This is a genomic window from Ilumatobacter coccineus YM16-304 (assembly GCF_000348785.1).
Classification (GTDB): domain Bacteria; phylum Actinomycetota; class Acidimicrobiia; order Acidimicrobiales; family Ilumatobacteraceae; genus Ilumatobacter_A; species Ilumatobacter_A coccineus.
The window spans coordinates 4,642,871-4,661,162 of sequence record NC_020520.1; the positions used below are offsets into that span (position 1 = coordinate 4,642,871).

The 18,292-nt window shown below is 68.2% G+C and carries 15 protein-coding genes, 1 tRNA gene and 1 riboswitch; of the genes, 8 read left to right on the plus strand and 8 right to left on the minus strand.

Annotation, left to right across the window (positions count from 1 at the left end):
* Window positions 1-2: 2 nt before the first annotated feature.
* Both YM304_RS20565 and YM304_RS20570 read right to left on the minus strand, forming a co-directional pair.
* Entirely contained in the window at window positions 3-566 is a 564-nt protein-coding gene (locus tag YM304_RS20565; RefSeq protein ID WP_015443660.1) for a hypothetical protein, read from the minus strand.
* Window positions 563-1,576, minus strand: coding sequence for a tetratricopeptide repeat protein (locus YM304_RS20570; RefSeq protein ID WP_015443661.1), 1,014 nt, complete (start codon window positions 1,574-1,576; stop codon window positions 563-565). Before YM304_RS20570 ends, YM304_RS20565 begins: the two co-directional genes overlap by 4 nt.
* Before the next feature lie 7 nt (window positions 1,577-1,583).
* Window positions 1,584-1,680, minus strand: a riboswitch (SAM riboswitch).
* 139 nt (window positions 1,681-1,819) lie between these two features.
* Between YM304_RS20570 and YM304_RS20575 the strand changes: the two genes are divergently transcribed.
* Window positions 1,820-2,566, plus strand: coding sequence for a hypothetical protein (locus tag YM304_RS20575; protein ID WP_015443662.1), 747 nt, complete (start codon window positions 1,820-1,822; stop codon window positions 2,564-2,566).
* A gap of 21 nt (window positions 2,567-2,587) precedes the next feature.
* Here YM304_RS20575 and YM304_RS20580 read toward each other — a convergent pair whose 3' ends face one another.
* Window positions 2,588-3,586, minus strand: coding sequence for a TIGR03621 family F420-dependent LLM class oxidoreductase (locus YM304_RS20580; protein WP_407927664.1), 999 nt, complete (start codon window positions 3,584-3,586; stop codon window positions 2,588-2,590).
* Here YM304_RS20580 and YM304_RS23295 point away from each other — a divergent pair.
* Entirely contained in the window at window positions 3,525-4,946 is a 1,422-nt protein-coding gene (locus YM304_RS23295; RefSeq protein WP_051071529.1) for a hypothetical protein, read from the plus strand. The two genes, YM304_RS20580 and YM304_RS23295, sit on opposite strands and share 62 nt — an antisense overlap.
* A 44-nt stretch (window positions 4,947-4,990) precedes the next feature.
* A complete protein-coding gene (locus YM304_RS20590) occupies window positions 4,991-5,830 on the plus strand; it encodes a TauD/TfdA dioxygenase family protein (protein ID WP_015443665.1) in 840 nt (279 codons plus the stop codon).
* Here YM304_RS20590 and YM304_RS20595 read toward each other — a convergent pair.
* From YM304_RS20595 to YM304_RS20615, 5 genes are all read right to left on the minus strand, one after another.
* Complete coding sequence (locus tag YM304_RS20595) at window positions 5,805-7,034, minus strand: glycosyltransferase (RefSeq protein ID WP_015443666.1); 1,230 nt, start codon at window positions 7,032-7,034, stop codon at window positions 5,805-5,807. The two genes, YM304_RS20590 and YM304_RS20595, sit on opposite strands and share 26 nt — an antisense overlap.
* A 23-nt stretch (window positions 7,035-7,057) precedes the next feature.
* Window positions 7,058-8,149, minus strand: coding sequence for a carbohydrate ABC transporter permease (locus YM304_RS20600; protein ID WP_015443667.1), 1,092 nt, complete (start codon window positions 8,147-8,149; stop codon window positions 7,058-7,060).
* Entirely contained in the window at window positions 8,149-9,120 is a 972-nt protein-coding gene (locus YM304_RS20605; RefSeq protein ID WP_015443668.1) for a carbohydrate ABC transporter permease, read from the minus strand. The genes YM304_RS20600 and YM304_RS20605 overlap by 1 nt, the downstream gene beginning before the upstream one ends.
* A gap of 82 nt (window positions 9,121-9,202) precedes the next feature.
* A complete protein-coding gene (locus YM304_RS20610; protein ID WP_015443669.1) occupies window positions 9,203-10,705 on the minus strand; it encodes an ABC transporter substrate-binding protein in 1,503 nt (500 codons plus the stop codon).
* 145 nt (window positions 10,706-10,850) lie between these two features.
* Complete coding sequence (locus YM304_RS20615) at window positions 10,851-11,879, minus strand: LacI family DNA-binding transcriptional regulator (RefSeq protein WP_015443670.1); 1,029 nt, start codon at window positions 11,877-11,879, stop codon at window positions 10,851-10,853.
* 201 nt (window positions 11,880-12,080) lie between these two features.
* Here YM304_RS20615 and YM304_RS20620 point away from each other — a divergent pair, with 201 nt between their 5' ends.
* The 5 genes from YM304_RS20620 to YM304_RS20640 all read left to right on the plus strand — a co-directional run bounded on the left by YM304_RS20620 (window position 12,081) and on the right by YM304_RS20640 (window position 18,274).
* Complete coding sequence (locus YM304_RS20620) at window positions 12,081-13,547, plus strand: GH1 family beta-glucosidase (protein WP_015443671.1); 1,467 nt, start codon at window positions 12,081-12,083, stop codon at window positions 13,545-13,547.
* A complete protein-coding gene (locus YM304_RS20625) occupies window positions 13,544-14,707 on the plus strand; it encodes an ABC transporter ATP-binding protein (RefSeq protein ID WP_015443672.1) in 1,164 nt (387 codons plus the stop codon). Before YM304_RS20620 ends, YM304_RS20625 begins: the two co-directional genes overlap by 4 nt.
* Before the next feature lie 50 nt (window positions 14,708-14,757).
* On the plus strand, window positions 14,758-15,234 hold the full coding sequence (locus YM304_RS20630; RefSeq protein WP_015443673.1) for a response regulator: 477 nt from the start codon (window positions 14,758-14,760) through the stop codon (window positions 15,232-15,234).
* Window positions 15,235-15,251: 17 nt separating this feature from the next.
* Window positions 15,252-15,328: transfer RNA gene (locus YM304_RS20635), tRNA-Pro, on the plus strand.
* A gap of 99 nt (window positions 15,329-15,427) precedes the next feature.
* Window positions 15,428-18,274, plus strand: coding sequence for an AAA domain-containing protein (locus YM304_RS20640; RefSeq protein WP_015443674.1), 2,847 nt, complete (start codon window positions 15,428-15,430; stop codon window positions 18,272-18,274).
* Window positions 18,275-18,292 lie beyond the last annotated feature (18 nt).

Genomic DNA, 18,292 nt, shown 5'->3' on the forward strand with positions numbered 1-18,292 from the left:
CGCTACTCCTCCACCGGGAGGCGCGTGAAGCGGATCCGCTCACGGCACTCGTCATCGGCGAGGCCGCGTGATGCCAACTCCGCGACCAACCCCTCCACCTCGACTGCCGTGAGCGTCGGACCGTCGACCTCGAGCGTCGGGGTCACCACCACTCGACCGGCCGGCGATGACCCGACCACTCTCGCTCGCACCGGCCGTTCTTCGAGTCGCGCTGCCATCGAACGATGGTGCCCGGCGAGGATGATCTGGCGGCCCCGCGCATCGACGTACACGAGCGGATACCGGTTCGCCCGACGATGCATGTCGGCCGACGTGCGGCCCGTCGCCTCCCACTCCCCCGACAGGTAGTACGACACGTGCCCGCGCAGCACCCAGTTCTGCGTGCAGTACAGATCCGCCGGATCGACGTCGACGAGACGAGGCGGCTGAGCGACGAACTCCTCGACTGCCGCCGCATCGAACAGCGGCCGATGCTTGGTGCGCGGCGCTCGCGGCCAGGGCGTGAGGATCTGCGAATGCTCACCGAACGCCGCGTCGAGCAGCCCCGCCGAACACGACGCGCTCACGGCAGCAGCGTCAGCTCGTCGGCGACACACTCCTCGGTCTGCCGCTCGATGAACCCGGCGCGAGCCTCCGCAGCCTCGACCCGGCGGCCCAATCCGTCGAGCGCAGCGGCCTCCACCATCGCCGGATCGAGCGACGAGCCCGGCACGCCGGTCGCGAGCCGCGCGGCATCGAGCGCTGCGGCGTGGTTGCCACGCCACACCTCGGTGATCGCCAGGTTGTAGCGAGCGACCGCCTGATCGACATCGTGATCACGGCCTTCGTACATCGAGATCGCCTGCGTGTGCATCGACGCCGCGAAGTCGAGCAACCCCTCGTTGCGAGCGATCACGCCGAGCGCGTCGAGACAGTCGGCTTCCTCGGTCGGCAAGCCGAGCTTGCGGTACAGATCGAGCGCTTCGATGAGCGCCACCCGAGCCGCCTCCACGTCTCCGTGTCGACGCTCGCAGTGAGCGAGGTTCGTGAGCGCATCAGCCAGTCGGCGCGGCTCCTCGACCTCGCGCAGATCGTCGACCGCCAAACGACCGACTCGCATCGCATCGTCGTGACGCCCGGCCGAACGCAGCGCGGGCACCAGGTTGATGCGACACGCGTCGATCTCGTGGCCGATCCCACGCTCTTCGAACACGACACTCGCCCGTTCGAGCAACTCGACCGCTTCGTCGTGACGCCCGAGCTGACCGAGCGCGATCGCCATGTTCATGTCGACGTGCGCGAGACCCGCCACGTCGTTCTCCACGACGAACCGATCGCGAACGAGCCGATAGCAGTCGAGCGCCGCCTCGCTCTCGTACAGATCGCTGAGCGCGTAGCCGAGATGCAGCATCGCATCGCTCGGCATCACCTCGCTGTTGGCCTCGGCGAGTGCGAGCGCTTCTCGCGCCAGCTCCACCGCTTCACGCGGCTGATGACCGAGCATCCGGTCTTGCGACGCATCGATCAGCCGATCGATCTCGTCTCGCAGAGCTGACTTCTGGGCGCGCACCCACGCCTCGTCACTGGCTTCGAACATGATCTCCTCCTCATCGTTCCCGGCGTTGGCACCGTGGTCGCCGAATGGCAAACCGGTTGCCTGACTCTCGACGAGCCGGGTCTCTCAAGTCATCTGGATGATTACGAAACTCATGGTACGCGAGCCCTGTCACAGAGTTCGCGGGTCGACACGTGCCCAGTTGGTTACATCGCTCCGGGAGGTCCGTGAAACAACTCGTGTCGACCGTGTCAAAGCGCGGTCGAAAGGCAGTAGACCTGCGCAATGAAAAAGACCACGACCACCTTCGCCGCAGTTGCCGTTCTCGTCCTTGCGGCGTGCGGTGGCAGCGATTCCGGGTCCGGCGAAGCTGCAACCGATGACGAGCCCGGCCTCACGACCGAGGAGATCGGCGACGACACCATGGCCGTCCTCGGTTCGTACGACATCGACGGCGACACCCTCGAAGACGGCATCGACGGCCCGCCCGACCCGGCGGCCGTCGCCACCTTCGAGCTCTACACCGACCTGATCCCCGCCGAGTACCGCGACGGCGTCATCGCGTTCGTCGCCATCGACCAGGAGGAGAGCGGCGGCACCGACGGCGCACTCCAAGACGTCATCGGCCCCGACGGTGAACCGACCGGCGACCGCTACATCGCACTCGACATCTCCGGCTCGAGCACCGAGTTGGAGCGCACCATCGTCCACGAGACCGGGCACCTCATCTTCGGCAAGCCGGGTGGCGAGCCATCCGACTACTTCATCGCCTTCAACGAGATGTTCCCTCCCGGCGCCGAGTACACCCCTGACGACTTCGTCACCGAATACGCCGCCAGCGTCGACGACGGCGGCGAAGACATCGCCGAGTCGTGGGCGATGTTCGTCTACGCCGACACCGAATACGCCGGTGACGCCGACGACGACGGCGAACTCGATGTGGTCCCCGACGGCACGCTCGCAGCCGAGAAGGTCGCCTTCTTCGAGGACTACCCCGAACTGGTGCAGCTCAAGGCCGACATCCTCGGCTGAGCCGTGCCCGCCCCGCCGGGCTCAGGTGCCGGCGAGGGCGGCGACGACGGGGGCGAACGACTCGAGGGCGTCGGACTGCACGGTGACGTACGAGCCCTGCCAGCGCTCGCGCTGCTCGATGAGTTCGTCGGCCAGTTGCTCGGCCGAACCGACGAGTGTGTGCGGGCTGGCGATGAGCGACGCGGCGTCCATGCCCATGCCGGCGCCGACCTTCTCGGCGACGGCTTCGCGCTGATCGGTCACCATCGTGACGAACTTCAACAGGCTGATCTCGATGTCGTCGAAGCGATCACCGGCAGCGTCACGCACCCAACCGAGCTTCTCCTCGGTGGCGTCGGCCGACATCGACGCAACGGCTTCCGGGCCGAACTTGCCTTCGCCGACGTTCGGGTTGACACCGACGATGTCGGCGAGACGCGCCGCGGTCGACAGCACGCGCTTGCCGCCGCCACCGATCACGATCGGGGGGCCGCCCGCCTGCACCGGCTTGGGCAGGCCGTCCATCTCGGTGATGTTGTAGTGCTCGCCGTCGAACGAGAACGCACCCTCACCCCACAGACCGCGGAGCACCTCGATCGCCTCGATCATCCGGTCGATGCGCACACCGGCCCGGTCATGCGCGATGCCGGTCGTCGCGTAGTCATCGGTCATCCAGCCGGCACCGACGCCCACTTCGAGGCGACCTTCGCTCAACAGGTCGAGCGTCGCCGTCTCCTTCGCCAGCACCGACGGATGACGGAAGTCGTTGGCGAACACCAGCGTGCCCACGCGCAGTGACGTGGTCACGGCCGCCGCGGTCGAGAGCGCCGAGATCGGCGCCAACTGCTTGCCGAAGTGGTCGGGCATGAGCAGCGCCGAGTAGCCGAGGTCTTCGGCCTTCTTCACGGTGTCGGTCCATTCGGCTCCGGACGCAGCGTTGGCTGCCATCACGCCGAATCGGAAAGGTCGAGGGTGAGTCATGGCGCGAGCCTGGCACATCACCACCAACCGACTCCGAACCGAAGGCCCCGACCCGACCATGTCCGACGACCTCCGCCCCGATCGACATACTTCGGAGATGACCCTCCGACGACGAGACACGCGACGCGCCGCCGGACCCGTCGCGCTGGTCGCCGCCGTCGCAAGCATCGCCTCGCTGTCGATCCCACGGCCCGATCACGGCGACACCTCACACGCCGCGGCGCCACTCCCCCACGCGCGCCTCGCCATCAGCGACCTCACCTACCGCGGTGCGTTCCGACTCCCGAGCGGCACGTTCGGCGAGTCGAGCACCAACTACGCCGTGGGCACGCTCGCCCACCACCCCGCCAACGACTCGATCTTCATCGCCGGCCACGCACAGCAAAACGCGGTCGGTGAGTTCGCCATCCCCACCCCGATCGGCACCGGCAACGACGTCGACGACCTTCCCGTCGCCGAGTCGCTCCAACCGTTCGCCGCCTTCCTCGGCGACGCACCCACCGGCAATCCCGACGGCATCGACCGCATCAACGGCCTCCACGTCGACGACGGATCGCTGATCGTCAACGCCGAGCGCTGGTACGACGCGGCAGGCACCGCCGTCGACACCACCCTCGTCCTCGACGCCGACGATCTCGACGGAGACGTGAGCGGCTACTTCGAACTCGACGGCCGCACGCACGCCGGCGGCTACATGTCGGACGTGCCCGACGAATGGCGCGACGCGCTCGGCAACCGCCTGCTCACCGGGTGGGCGTCGAACACGTCGATCATCAGCCGCCACTCGATCGGCCCGACGCTCTTCACCTTCGACCCCGACGACCTCACCGACCGCGACGCCACGATCGACCCGACGATCAGCACCGACGTCCACATGGACTTCCCGTACGCCGGGCAACGCTGGATCACCCCCGATGCGCTCGACACCCAGCCCGGCAGCGCGTCGCCACTCTGGAACCACCTGTCGCGAGCGCGCTACGGATTCATCGCGCCCGGCACCTCGACGTTCGTCGTGCTCGGCAGCACCGGCGGCGTCGACAGCGGCATCGGCTACAAGATCACCCAAGACAACGACAACCTGTGCGGCGGCTACTGCGCCTACGCGGCCGACGACTACAGCAACGCCTACTGGCTGTTCGACGTCAACGACATCCTCGCCGCCGACGACGTCCACCTGCCGCAGCCCTACGCGTACGGCGAGTGGTCGGTGCCGTTCGACGACGGCGGCCGCCACGGCATCATCGGTGGATCGTTCGACCCGGCGACCTCCACCCTCTACCTCGCGCTCGACGGTGCCGGCCAGGTCGGCACGTACGACCGCCCGCCCCTCGTCGTCGTGTTCGACGTGCCGACGACACCGAACGGCTTCTCGATCACCGAGTTGGCGAGCGCGCTACGCCGCGCCGAGCGAGTCGACTGACCGCGTTCGTTTACAGTCGCGCCCACCGAAGAAATGGGGACTGGATGATCATCACCGAAATCACCGAACACGTCGGCGCCGAACTCTCCGACGTCGACCTGTCGTCGCTGTCCGACGCCGAGGTCGCCGAGATCCGCGAGGCGTGGGCTCAGTACGGCGTGCTGTTCTTCCACGACCAGCACCTCACCGAAGACCAACACATCGAGTTCGCCGAACGCTTCGCCGACATCGACATCAACCAGTTCTTCACGCCCGTCGACGGCTACCCGAAGATCGCCCAGGTGCTGAAGGAAGCCGACCAGACCACCAACATCGGCGGCGGCTGGCACACCGACCACAGCTACGACGAGATCCCCGCCAAGGGGTCGATCCTCCTCGCTCACGAAGTACCCCCGACCGGTGGCGACACCTGCTTCCTCAGCGTCGCCGCCGCGTTCGACGCCCTGTCGGACGGGCTGAAGGAGACGCTGCGCGGCCTGCGCGCCCACCACAGCAACGAGCACATCTTCGGCAAGGGCGGCCTCGCAGCACGCGACGCCGAAGGCCGAATCGGCAACCCCGAAGGCGTCGGCGGCACCACCCATCCCGTCGTCGTTCGTCACCCCGACACCGGCCGGGAGCTGTTGTACGTCAACGGCGCGTTCACGACGCACTTCGTCGGCTGGACCGTCGAGGAGTCGAAGCCGCTGCTCGACTTCCTGCTCGGCCACACGGCCTCGGGCCCGTTCAGCCACCAGTTCAGTTGGAAGCCCGGCTCGATCGCCATGTGGGACAACCGCTCCACCTGGCACTGGGCGCTCAACGACTACGACGGCCACCGCCGCCTCATGCACCGCATCACCATCCAGGGCGAACCACTCAGCGGCGCGGTGGCCACGGGGTGAGCGACGGGGCGAGCGGACGCCAGGTGCGGAGCTCGAACATGCCCTTCCAGATGCCGGTGCCGAAGGCGACGTCGACCGGCAACGTGCGCGGCGACACCAGCATCGCCAGCGCGGCGGCGCGCCGCACGCGGCGCGACACGAGGCATCCCGCCAGCACCAGCGGCCACCACGCTCGGCGAAACGCGAGCGCCAGCTCACGCCCACCCGCCAGGTGACCGCGCAGCGCCAACTCGACCGACAGCTTCGGCGGCACGCCGGGCAACTTCGGGATCAGCGCCGCCGAACTTCCGGCAGCCAACGCCAGCGCCGCTGGTAGCCGACCGGCGATCGCGAGCAACCACACGCCGGCCGTCCACCCGTTCGACCGCAGCGGCGCGACACCACCGGCGTGACGCAGTGACAGCGGTGCCGACGACGAGCCGTAGTCGACCTGCCGCGCCAGCCGCGCACCCCACGTCGGCAGCGGCGGATGGCTGACCGTCACCGACGGTTCGTAGCGACATCGCCACCCCGCCTCGTCGAGCCTCCACACGACGTCGACGTCCTCACCGAAGCGCAGCGCCTCGTCGAAGCCCCCCACCTCGTCGAACGCCGACGCGCGCACGAGCATCATCGCGGCGGGCACGTACGCCACCCGCGTGCCCGCCCGCACCCGCGCCGGTTCCGCGCCGAGGTCGAGCGACGAGCCGTCGTCGCCCAGCACCCGCGGCGCGACGAGACCCACACGGTCGTCGTCGAAGTGCGCGAGCAGCGGCGCCCACCACGCGTCATCGGTGGGCAGGTCGACGTCGGCGTCGACGAACGCGATCAGCTCGGTGTCGACGTGGCGACGACCGGCGTTGCGCGCCGCGGCCGGACCGGCGTTCACGTCGAGCCGCTCGGTCGCACCGGCCAGCGCGGGAACGCTCCCGTCGTCGATCGTGACGCGGCCGTCGCGACGCACCTCACCGCCGAGCTGCGGCGTGACGACGGTGACGTCGGCGAGCGTGCAGCGCGCCGGCGCCGACACGACCGGATGGATCATCCCACCGTCGAGGAGCTCGTCGATCAGTGCCGAGTCGGCGACATCGTGACCCTCCTCGACCTGCGCCACGATCTCGACCTCGCCAGGCGACAAGTGGACGACGCGATACGGCGAGCCCGCCAGCAGCACGTCGCCGGTCGGGCCGACCCGGGTCCAGCTGCCGTCGACGCGATACCGCATCGCAGCATTCAACACGCCGCCGACTACTTGAGCGAACCGGACAGGTCGATGCCGCCGAGGAAGATCTTCTGCAACGACAAGAACACGAGGATCGGCACCGCCATCGACAGGATCGCACCCGCCTGCACCAGCGGGATCGCCGTGTCGTACAGACCGAGGAACTCGTACAGCCCCACCGAGATCGGTTGCAGGTCACGACGACCCGACAGGTAGATCAGCGGTTCGAGGAAGTCATTCCAGGCGAAGAAGAAGTGGAACAGCGCGATCGCCAGGATCGCCCCCTTCGCCTGCGGCAGGATCACCGTGATCAGCGTCTTCAGCGGTCCGGCCCCGTCGATCTCCGCCGCCTCGTCGAGGTCGCGCGGGATCGTCAGGAAGAACTGGCGGAGCAGGAACACGTTGTACGCGTTGGCGAAGAAGTGCGGCACGATCAGCGGCCACCACGTCCCCACCCAACCGATCTTCGAGAACAGCGCGTACGTCGGGATCAGCGTGACGAAGCGCGGCAGGATGATCGTCGCCACCAGCGAACCGATGATCAGCCCTTTGAACCGCATCCGGAAACGCGACAGCCCGTAGGCGACCAACGTCGACGAGATGACCGTGCCCGCCATGCCGAGCCCGGCGATGATGCCGGTGTTGCGCAGCAGGCGGAGGAACTCGAGGCGATCCCAGGCTCGACCGAAGTTCTCGAACGTCGGGTCGATCGCGTAGCTCGGCTCGAGCGTGCGCCAACGACCTTCCCACTCGATGAGTACGTCGGGGTCGGCCGGGTCGACGAAGCCACTCGACTCGCGACCCGGCTGCACCAACGCCAGCGACGACGACGTGCCATCGGGCAGGGGAACCGTCAGCAGGTCGTGGTCGCCGGCGAACTCGCCCGAGGTGATGGTGACCGTCGCCTGGGTCTTGGGCAGGATCTGCTGGTTGGCGAGTTGGTCTTCGGTCTTGAGCGACGTGACCCCCATGAACACCAGCGGCAACAGGAACCCGACCATGAGGATCACCGCGAACAGGGTCACGCCGGCCTTGCCGATGAAGCGGCGGGTCTGACCGTCGAGGTCGCGGAATCGTTGCTTCGGCTCCTTGGCGAGCGCGATCGAACCGATACTCATCAGCGTTCCTCGTATTCGTAGTGGACCCAGTACTTCGCCGACCAGAACAGCAACGACGTGATGGCGAAGACGACGACGAACATGCCCCACGCCAGAGCCGCGCCGTAGCCGCCCTTGAAGAACTTGAAGGTCTCACGGAAGAAGACCATCGTGTAGAACTTGCTCGCCCCGTCGGGCGGACCTTCCGGGCCGAGCAGCACGAACGGCACCAGGAAGTACTGACCGAGCCCGACGAGGCTGATGATCACGTTGTAGAAGGTGATCGGACTGATCATCGGCCAGGTGACGTCGCGGAACAGCCGCCACTTGCTCGCGCCGTCGATCTTCGCCGCTTCGTAGAGCTGCGTCGGCACACCGTTGAGCGCGGCGATGAAGATGATGATCGAGTTGCCCACGCCCCACATCGCCATGAACACCAACGCCGGCAACACCCAGTTGCGGTCGTTCAGGAAGTTGGGCGTGCCGTCCCATCCGGCGGCGCGCAGCAGACGGGGCAGCCAGCCGGACTGGCTGTTGAGGTAGAACCGCCAGACGATCACCGCGGCCACGAACGGCACCATCGACGGGAGGTAGAACATCACCCGGAAGAAGCTGCGTCCCCACAGCCGTTCGGAGGTGAGGAGATAGGCGAAGCCGAGCGGCACGAAGATCGACATCGGCACGAACAGCAGCCCGAACTTCGCGGTCACGAGCAGCCCGTTGCGGACGTTGTCGTCGCCGAGCATCGTGCGCCAGTTGTCGAGGCCGACGAACGTGGTGGTCTCGCCCTCGCCGGTGACGAGTCGATAGTCGGTGAAGCTCATCGCGAGCGACGCGACGAGGGGAAAGAGGAAGAACAGGCTGAGCCCGAGCAGCCACGGGGAGACGAAGAGCAGTCCGCGTCGACGTTCGCGTCGAGCGAGGGTGCCGTCGCCCGCGTCGACGCTGTCGTCGATGTCGTCGGGGGCGCCGGCGAAGAGTGTGCTGGCCATGTGAGAGTTCCGATCCGGGGACGGGTGCGACGGGTGCGACGGGTGCGGGGCCAGAGGGGGAGTGGCCCCGCACCCGGTCGAGTCAGCTGCCGAAGATGGTGTTCAGGTCGGCTTCCAACTCGGCGACCGCGGCGTCGATGTCGAAGCCCGGGTCGCTCATGAGCGGGGTGACGAGTTCCTTGATCCGTGCATCGGCTTCGAGGAAGTTCGGCATGTTCGCCTCGTGGTTCGGCACGTCGGGGAAGGCCAGGCCGGCCATGATCACGTCCCAGTTGACGCCTTGCGTGAAGCGCTCGTCGAGCGCCGCGAAGTAATCGTCACGGATGTCTTCACGGGCCGGGGCGGCGCCGTACACGGTGAGCAGATCGAGTGCGCCTTCCTCCAGCAGGTACTGGAGCACGGCGAACGCCTCGTCGGGATGCTCGGTGTCCTTGTGGATCCGGAACGAGTCGCCGTGCAGCTTCGACGTGACCGTGCCCTCGTAGTTCGGGAGCGCAGCGAGGTCGAAGTTGGTGCGAGCGTTGCCGTCTTCGTCGGCGAGGCAGCACGTGTACCAGAGGTGCGTGTTGGCCATGGCGACGCGACCACTGTTGAACGCGTTGCCGGCGAGGGCGTCGGAGTCCTGGTAGTCGGCGCTCGGCGTCGCGCCGAGTTCGTGCACCATGTTTTGGTACCACTTCCACTCGGCGACCCACTGGTCGGGGATCTTCGCCGAGCCGTCGTCGGCCACGACCGAGCCGGCACCGAAGAACGTGCCTTGCGCGGCGGGGTCCTCGGTCCACTGGTTGACGTAGCCGAACTGTTCGATCGCCGACGTGTCGTAGTCGGGGCTCGTGGCGTCGTTGCCGTTCGCGTCGACCGAGAGGATCAGTGCGATCTCTTGCAGCTTGTCGAAGTTCCACTCGCCTTCGTACTCGGTGCCTTCGCCGTACATCGTGATGCCGCCCTCGCCGTACTCGGCCGGCGGGTAGGGCAACCCGGCCTCGTCGAAGAGTTCGGTGTTGTAGAACAGCGCCGACGGGAACACGGCGAACGGGATGCCGAGCAGCCCTTCCTCGCTGCGGTACACGTCCTTGGCTTCACCGAACTGGTCGATGTCGTAGCCCGACGACGCCACCAGCGGGTCGAGGTCGAGGTACTGGCCGGCGAAGGCGTTGGAGCCTGCGAGACCGACGGGGCCGATGAGGTCGGGAGCGTCGCCGCCTGCGATCTGGGTGGCGAGCACGTCGGCGGCCGTGGTGTTGTCGACGTACTCCGGGATCAGCCGGATCGCGTCCTGGCTGTCGTTGAAGGCGGCCACGATGGCGTCCTGGCCGTCGATCTGCTCGTCTTGCGAGCCGGTGCCGAGGCCGATGAACCAGCGGATGTCGACGCGGCCGTCGCTGTCGGATGCTTCCGCGGGCTCCGCTGCCGGTTCGGCGGCGGGTTCTTCCGCCGGGGCCGCGGTGTCGTCGGCTGCGGGTTCTTCGGCCGGTTCGTCGGCGGCGTCGTCGCTGCCTCCGCACGCTCCGGCGACGAGCGCCAGTGCCGTCGCGGTACTCGCTACGACACGCAGGCGCCGCGAACGGTGTTGCTTGATTATCATTCTGGGATCTCCTTCGGTGATTGGGTAAGAGCAAGAGCCGGGAGAGCCGGTGAGCGGGGGGTGCAACCCCCGCCCACCGGATTGGTCTACGACACGTTCATGACGAACGACGTCGCACACCGTCTCGGTGGTGTTGATGAGTTGTTCATGGCGGCGAACCGCCGATTCGCAGTGACGAGGCAGCGACCTGCAGCGTGGGATGAACCACCTGCAGCGTCGGCACGTCGTCGCCGGCGAGGATGGAGACGAGCGAGGCCACGGCCAGTTCGCACATCTCGTCGAAGGGTTGTCGGAGGGTGGTGAGCGTCGGGTCGAGCACGTCGAGCGCCGCCGTGCCGTCGAAGCCGGTCACCGCCACGTCGTCGGGCATCGAGAGCCCCGCCCGCTCGACGGCGGTCATGATGCCGATGGCGGTCTCGTCGTTGGCGGCCACGATCGCGTCGGGTCGATGCTCGAGCAGTTCGGCACCGACTCGGCGAGCCGTCGTCCGGGTGTAGTCACCGGCGACGATCAGCGACTCGTCGATCGCGCGCCCCAGCTTGTCGTGCGCGGCGCGGAAGCCGGCGAGGCGTTCTTGTGCGTCGACGCGATGCAGCGGGCCGTGGACGTGGGCGATGCGTTCGTACCCTTGCTCGACGAGGTGCTCGACCACGCTGACGATCGCGTCGTGGTTCTCGACCTCGACACGATGCACGTCGGGGCGGTCGGGGTGCGCACCGATGAGCATGGTGGGGATCTGCGCGTCAATGAGTTCTTCGACCCAGCGAGTACCGATGGCGATGGCGCTCACGACGACACCGTCGATCAAACCGTCGCGGATCGTGTCGGCCACGGCTCGGCTCGGCTCCTTCTGCGCGAGCAGGAGCATCAGGCCTTCGTCGTGGCGGTTGGCGGCGTTGGCCACCGCCTGCACGAGCGATGCGCCGTACGGGTCGACGCGGAGTTCGTCGGACGGCATGACCAGCCCGATGACCGAGGTGCGCCCGCTGGCGAGGGTCTTGGCGGCGCGGTTGGGTCGGTAGCCGAGCGACTCGGCGACGTGCTGCACCCGCTGACGAACGTCGTCACGAACGCCGTCGCGTCCGTTGAGCGCACGGGAGGCAGCGGCTCGCGACACCCCGCTGACGCGTGCCACGTCGTCGAGCGTCACGGGCGGCACGGCAGTGGCCGGCATGCTGTCGGTGGTCGTTCGACCCACTCGGTTCACCCCCTTCGTCGTCCCCGAATTCCGACACAACTTCTTGCGTTCGGAAGCGCTTCCATGTAAGCATGTGACCGATGTCAACGTCAAGATAATCGTTGCCGAATCGCCGATTATCACTCTGACCAGGCGTTATTCAAAGTCTCTTACCCAATCACCGCATCAGGACTCTCTGTGACCACGACACCTTCACGTACGCACGAAACCGCTTCCAACGACGCGCATCGACACCGACGAACCGACTCGACCCCCGGCGCCGAGCTCACCTTCCCCGCCGGATTCACGTGGGGATCGGCGACCTCGTCGTTCCAGATCGAGGGCGCCCACGACGCCGACGGCAAGTCCGAGAGCATCTGGGATCGCTTCTGCTCGGTCCCCGGCAACATCGTCGACGGCAGCGACGGCACCGTCGCCTGTGACCACTACGACCGCTTCCGCGACGACGTCGCGCTCATGGCCCGAATGGGTCTCCAGGCCTACCGGTTCTCGATCGCGTGGACCCGCGTGATCCCCGACGGCACCGGCCAGGTGAACGAAGCCGGGCTCGACTTCTACGACCGACTGGTCGACGAGTTGCTCGCCGCCGGCATCACGCCCATGCCGACGCTCTACCACTGGGATCTTCCGCAGGTGCTCGAAGACCGCGGCGGCTGGCTGTCACGCGACACCGCGTCGGCCTTCGCCGACTACGCCGGCGCCGTCGTGCGTCGCCTCGGCGACCGCGTCACCACCTGGACCACGCTCAACGAACCGTTCGTGTCGGCGAACCACGGCTACGTCACCGGCGAGCACGCCCCGGGACACACGTCGGTGCGCGACGGCTTCGCTGCCTCGCACCATCTCCTGCTCGGCCACGGCCTGGCCGCGCAGCAGATCCGCTCGCTCGCCCCCGACGCCGACCTGGCGATCGTGCTCAACTTCACGCCGACCGAACCCGCCAGCGACGACCCGGCCGACCTTGCCGAGTGCGCGATCCGCGAAGAGGTCGAGAACCGCTGGTACGCCGACCCGATCGGCGGCTACGGCTACCCGGTGCACACGACCGAAGCGCTCGGCTGGGACCAGTCGGAGGTCCTCGACGGCGACCTCGAACTCATCTCGCAGCCGATCGACCTGCTCGGCATCAACTACTACACCCGCCAGGTCGTCGCCGCGCCGACCGACGGCGACGACGACCGGCCCAAGGAGTTCGCGACCACGGCGATGGGGTGGGAGATCCATCCCCCCTCGCTCGGCCGACTCCTGCGCTGGCTCGACTCGCGCTACTCGTTCCCGAAGATGATGATCACCGAGAACGGCTGCGCGATGCCCGACGACGCTCGCATCGACAGCGCGCACGGCAGCCAGGTCGACGACCTCGACCGACTCGACTACGTGCAGCGACATCTCGCGCAAGTGCACAGCGCGATCGACGACGGCGTGCCGATGGTCGGCTACCTCGTGTGGTCGCTGTTCGACAACTTCGAATGGGCGTGGGGCTACACCAGCCGCTTCGGCATCGTCGAGGTCGACTTCGAGACGCAGCGGCGCACCCCCAAGCGCAGCGCCGACTGGTTCTCGGGTGTGGTGGCCTCGAACTCGATCATCGACCCGGGCCCCGAACCCGAATCCAGGGCGGCACAGACGGGAGCGGCGCGATGAGCTCGGTCACGTTCAGCGGCGTCACCAAGCGGTTCGGTACCGACGTCTACGCCGTCCGAGACCTCGACCTCGACGTCGCCGACGGCGAACTCCTCGTGGTGGTCGGCCCGTCGGGCTGCGGCAAGACCACGACGCTGCGCATGCTGGCCGGGCTCGAAGACATCACGGCGGGCGAAGTCAAGATCGGCGACCAGGTCGTCAACGACCTGAGTGCGAAGGAACGCGACATCGCCATGGTGTTCCAGAGCTACGCGCTCTACCCGCACCTCACGGTCGGCGAGAACCTCGGCTACCCGCTCCGCCTCGCCAAGATGCCCAAGCAGGAACTGCGGGAGCGGGTGCGCACGGTCGCCGGCCAACTGCAACTCGACGAACTCCTCGACCGCAAGCCGCGCCAACTCTCGGGCGGCCAACGCCAGCGCGTCGCCATGGGCCGGGCGATGGTGCGCGAGCCGAAGGTGTTCCTCATGGACGAGCCGCTGTCGAACCTCGACGCCAAGCTGCGCGTCACGATGCGCTCCGAAGTGGCCGAACTCCAGCACGATCTCGGTACCACGATGTTCTACGTCACCCACGACCAGGTCGAGGCGATGACGATGGGACACCGCGTCGCGCTGATGCGTGACGGCGTGCTGCAACAGGTGGCGCCGCCCGAGGAGCTGTACCGGTCACCGGCCAACACGTTCGTCGCCGGGTTCATCGGCTCGCCGCCGATGAACCTCGTCAACGCGCGAGTCGCCACCTCCGACAGTGGCGACCGTCAGCTGATCACCGGCACCGCCGCATTCACCATCGCCGGCGACACCGCTCGACCGGAGTCGGCGCTCGCCACGATCGACGAGCGCCCGGTGGTGGCCGGCTTCCGGCCCGAACACGTGCGACTCGACCCGGCCGGCACGGCCGGTGGCGCAGCCGCCACCGTTCGCCTCGTCGAGATGCTCGGCTCCGAGCATCTCGTCCACCTCAACATCGACGGCATGGACCTCCACGGCGCCCCGCACGACGAGAACGCGGCCACGAGCACCCGCGTGCTCGCCAAGCTCCACGACGACGACACCACGGTCCGGCTCGGCGACCACGTCGCGGTCTCGATCGAGGCCCGCCACGTCCACCTCTTCGACGCCGCCACCGGCGAACGGATCACCGATTCGACCGACTGAGCCGGTCGGCGCCGTGGGTGTCGGCAACTCGAAAGGGGTAGCTTCTTGGCGTGCACATTCTTCTCGCCACGGACGCTGACTGGATCGTCGACGAGGTCACGAACGCGCTCGGCGGCACCGGTGACACGTTCACCGTGTGCCGCGATGGACGCGCGGTGACCGATCAAATCAAGGAGCGCACGCCCGATCTCGCCATCTTCGACCTGCAGGTCGGCTCGATGGGCGGCATGGCGATCACGATGTCGCTGCGCCTCGACGAATCGGCCGGAGCCCTCCCGCACGTGCCCGTGCTGATGCTCGTCGATCGCGTCGCCGACCTCCACCTCGCCCGTCGCTGCGGCGCCGAAGGCTGGCTCATCAAGCCGCTCGACTCGCTGCGCCTCAAGCGGGCCACGAAGGCGATCCTCGCCGGAGAGGGCTACACCGAAGGCCTTCCCGCCGACGCGGCACCGGTCGAACCGATGATCGACACCGGCGATTCCACAGAGTCCGAATCGTCGGAGTCAGAAACGGTCGACGCCGGATAGAATGCCGTCTCACCATTCGGGGTGTAGCGCAGCTTGGTAGCGCGCCACGTTCGGGACGTGGAGGTCGCAAGTTCAAATCTTGTCACCCCGACCACAGAGGCCTCAGGCATCACGCTTCGGCGTGAGCACCTGGGGCTTTCTGCTTTTTCCGGTCGCCATCGCTTAGCCTCGGCGTCGTGCCGAGGAGCTGCCGATGAGCGTCACCGCGGCGCAGGTCGTCCGAGTGCTCGCCGACCTCGCCGACACCTCCGGCCAGCGCCGCTCGATCACGTCGGTCGACCCCGACCTGATGCGTTGGCTCCCGCTGAGTTACACCAACCTCCTCCGTGGCGAGTCCGGGCGGCGATCCGACGGGAGCGGGTTCGACGCCGACGACCTCGCCCGCCGGATCTTCAAGACCGCCAAGCTCCGCGGCAACGACGACGAGGGGGTGCTGCGCGTCGGTTGGCTGTGGCTCGCCGGGCAACACCCCGAGCACGGCCGGATACTGACGCCGCTCGTGTCGCTGCCGGTCGGTGCTGACGTCGTCGCACTCGCCGAACCCGAACTGAGCGAACTCATCACCGAACCGGGCGACCGGCTCCGACTCGGTGCCTACGTCGATCTCGACCCGACGTGGCGCGACGACGCGGCGATCACGGCGTCCCCGGCATCGTTCTCGGACGAGCGCGTCACCGGGATTCCGGCGTGGACGCGCGACGCGTCGGCTGCCGCCGGTTGCGCAACCGCCACCGTGGTCGCCGCCGACCGACCGGCCGGCGAGTTCCAGCAGTCGACCGACCTCGTCGTGGTCGCCGGCGTGGCCCTCTACGTCACGCCGCGAGGTCGACGACGCCCGGTCACGCAGGCCGCAACGTTGCGTTCGTGGGCGAATCAGCCCATCGACGACACGGCGCTCGGTGCGCTCTACGTCGACGGCACCGCTACGCCATCGACGGCGCACGATCCGACGCCTGCCACAGCGAGTCCATTCGAACTCAACGCCGCGCAGCGGGCCGCGGTCGACGCCGTCGCCCGCCAACGCGTGACCGTGCTGTCGGGGCCGCCCGGCACCGGCAAGTCACAGACCGTCGCCGCCGTGGCCTTCGATCAGGTGCGGCACGGCCGATCGGTGCTCGTCGTCGCGCCGACCAACGCGTCGGTCTCGGCACTGACCGCGCTCATGGAACAAACGCCCGGGCCCGACCCGGTCGTGTTCGGTTCGACCGCGCACCGCGTGCAGGTCGCCAACCAACTCACCGAACACTCGAGCAACGTCCACGGCGACGACGAAGTCGAACGCCGCACAGCCGTGCGCGAGCAGGCGTTCGACGACGCGACCCGTCGGCGGTCCGCCATCGCCGAACTCCTCGCCGCCGAGTCGGCCGCCGACATCGACCCGGCTGAGCTGATGCTCGCCCGCGTCGAAGCCCCCGGTCTCTTCGAACAGCACACCGACCTCGACCGAGCTCGCGACCTCGCGCTGTCGGCCGCCGACGCCGAGCGCCGCGACCGCTCGTGGTGGTGCCGTCGCCGTGCACGCAAGGACCTCGAACGGCTGCACCGACTCTGCCGTTCGAGCGACGATCGAGCGCTCGACACGCTCACACGACACGTCGAGTTGGCGACCGCGCGCCGTCGCAGCGCCGAACTGCAGTCGTCGGGCGGGCTCGACCTCGCCGCACTCTGGGGTTCGCTCAGCGACGCGACCGACCGCCTGCGACACGCGAACGGTGCGCTCCTCCACGCCGTCACCCACCGGCGGGACCGCAGCGACCGCAGATCGCAGCGGGCCGTGGCCGCCGTCGCCGCGGCGTTGCGCGCCGGGCGCGAACGTCGCCGCGAACTGCTCGCCGAGGTCGACACCAGCGAACTCCTCGAGCCGCTCCCCCTCTGGGTGTCGACGCTGCGCGACGTCGACGACCTCCTGCCGATGCGCGCCGACATGTTCGACCTCGTCATCATCGACGAGGCCTCGCACATCGATCAGATCAGCGCCGCACCGGCGCTCCTGCGCGCCTCGTCGGCGCTCGTGGTCGGCGACCCGCGCCAGCTCCGACACGTCTCGTTCGTGGCGGCAACCCGCGTCGACGAGGCACTCGCGGCGCACGCGCTCGCCGGTCGTCCCGTCGCCGCGCAACTCGACGTCCAGCGCAACTCGCTGTTCGACGCGGCGGCCAGCGTGCAACCGCCGATGCTGCTCGACGAGCACTACCGCAGCGCGCCGCACCTGATCGACTTCTCGGCGCAGCGCTTCTACGACGGCAAGGTCGGCGTAGCCACTCGCCATCCGCGCAACGAACGCGACGACTGCATCGACGTGGTCGACGTCGACGGACGACGCGACGAGTCGGGAATCAACGTCGCCGAGATCGACACGATCATCGACCTCCTGCGCACGCGCGAATTGGTCGGCGAACAGCGCTCGGTCGGGGTGATCACCCCGTTCCGGGCGCAGGCCGATGCACTCGAGACTGCGTTGCGCGACGAGTTCGATCTGTCGCAGATCCAACAGCTCGACCTGCGCGTCGGCACGGTCCACGGCTTCCAGGGCTGCCAGCGCGACACCACCTACCTGTCGATGTGCCTCGACGACGACGCTCCCACCGGGAGCCGATCGTTCGTCGACGACCCGGCACTGTTCAACGTGATGGTGACGCGCGCTCGCCACAACGTCACCGTGGTGTCGAGCCTGCGCAGCGAGTTTCCCGATCTGTTCGCCGCGTACCTCCGCCATGCCGACGCGCCCACTGCGAGCGGCACCACGGTCGCACCCGATGCTCGGTCGTGGTCGGCGCGCGTCGTGACCGAGCTCCGCGACGCCGGGATCGACGTCCGCACCCGCTACCCCGTCGGCCGCCACGAGATCGACGCCGTCGTCGGCAACGGCGACCGGACTCTCGGGCTGATCTGCGGCGTGCACCCCGACGGCCCGGACGCGCACGTCGACCGGCACCTCGAGCTGAGCCGCCTCGGCTGGTCGATCCGCGAGGTGTTCGCGTCGCAGTGGGCCGACGAGCTGCCGACCTTCGCCGTCGAACTCCGCGCCTCGCTCCTCTGAGCGCTGCGTACGCTCGGG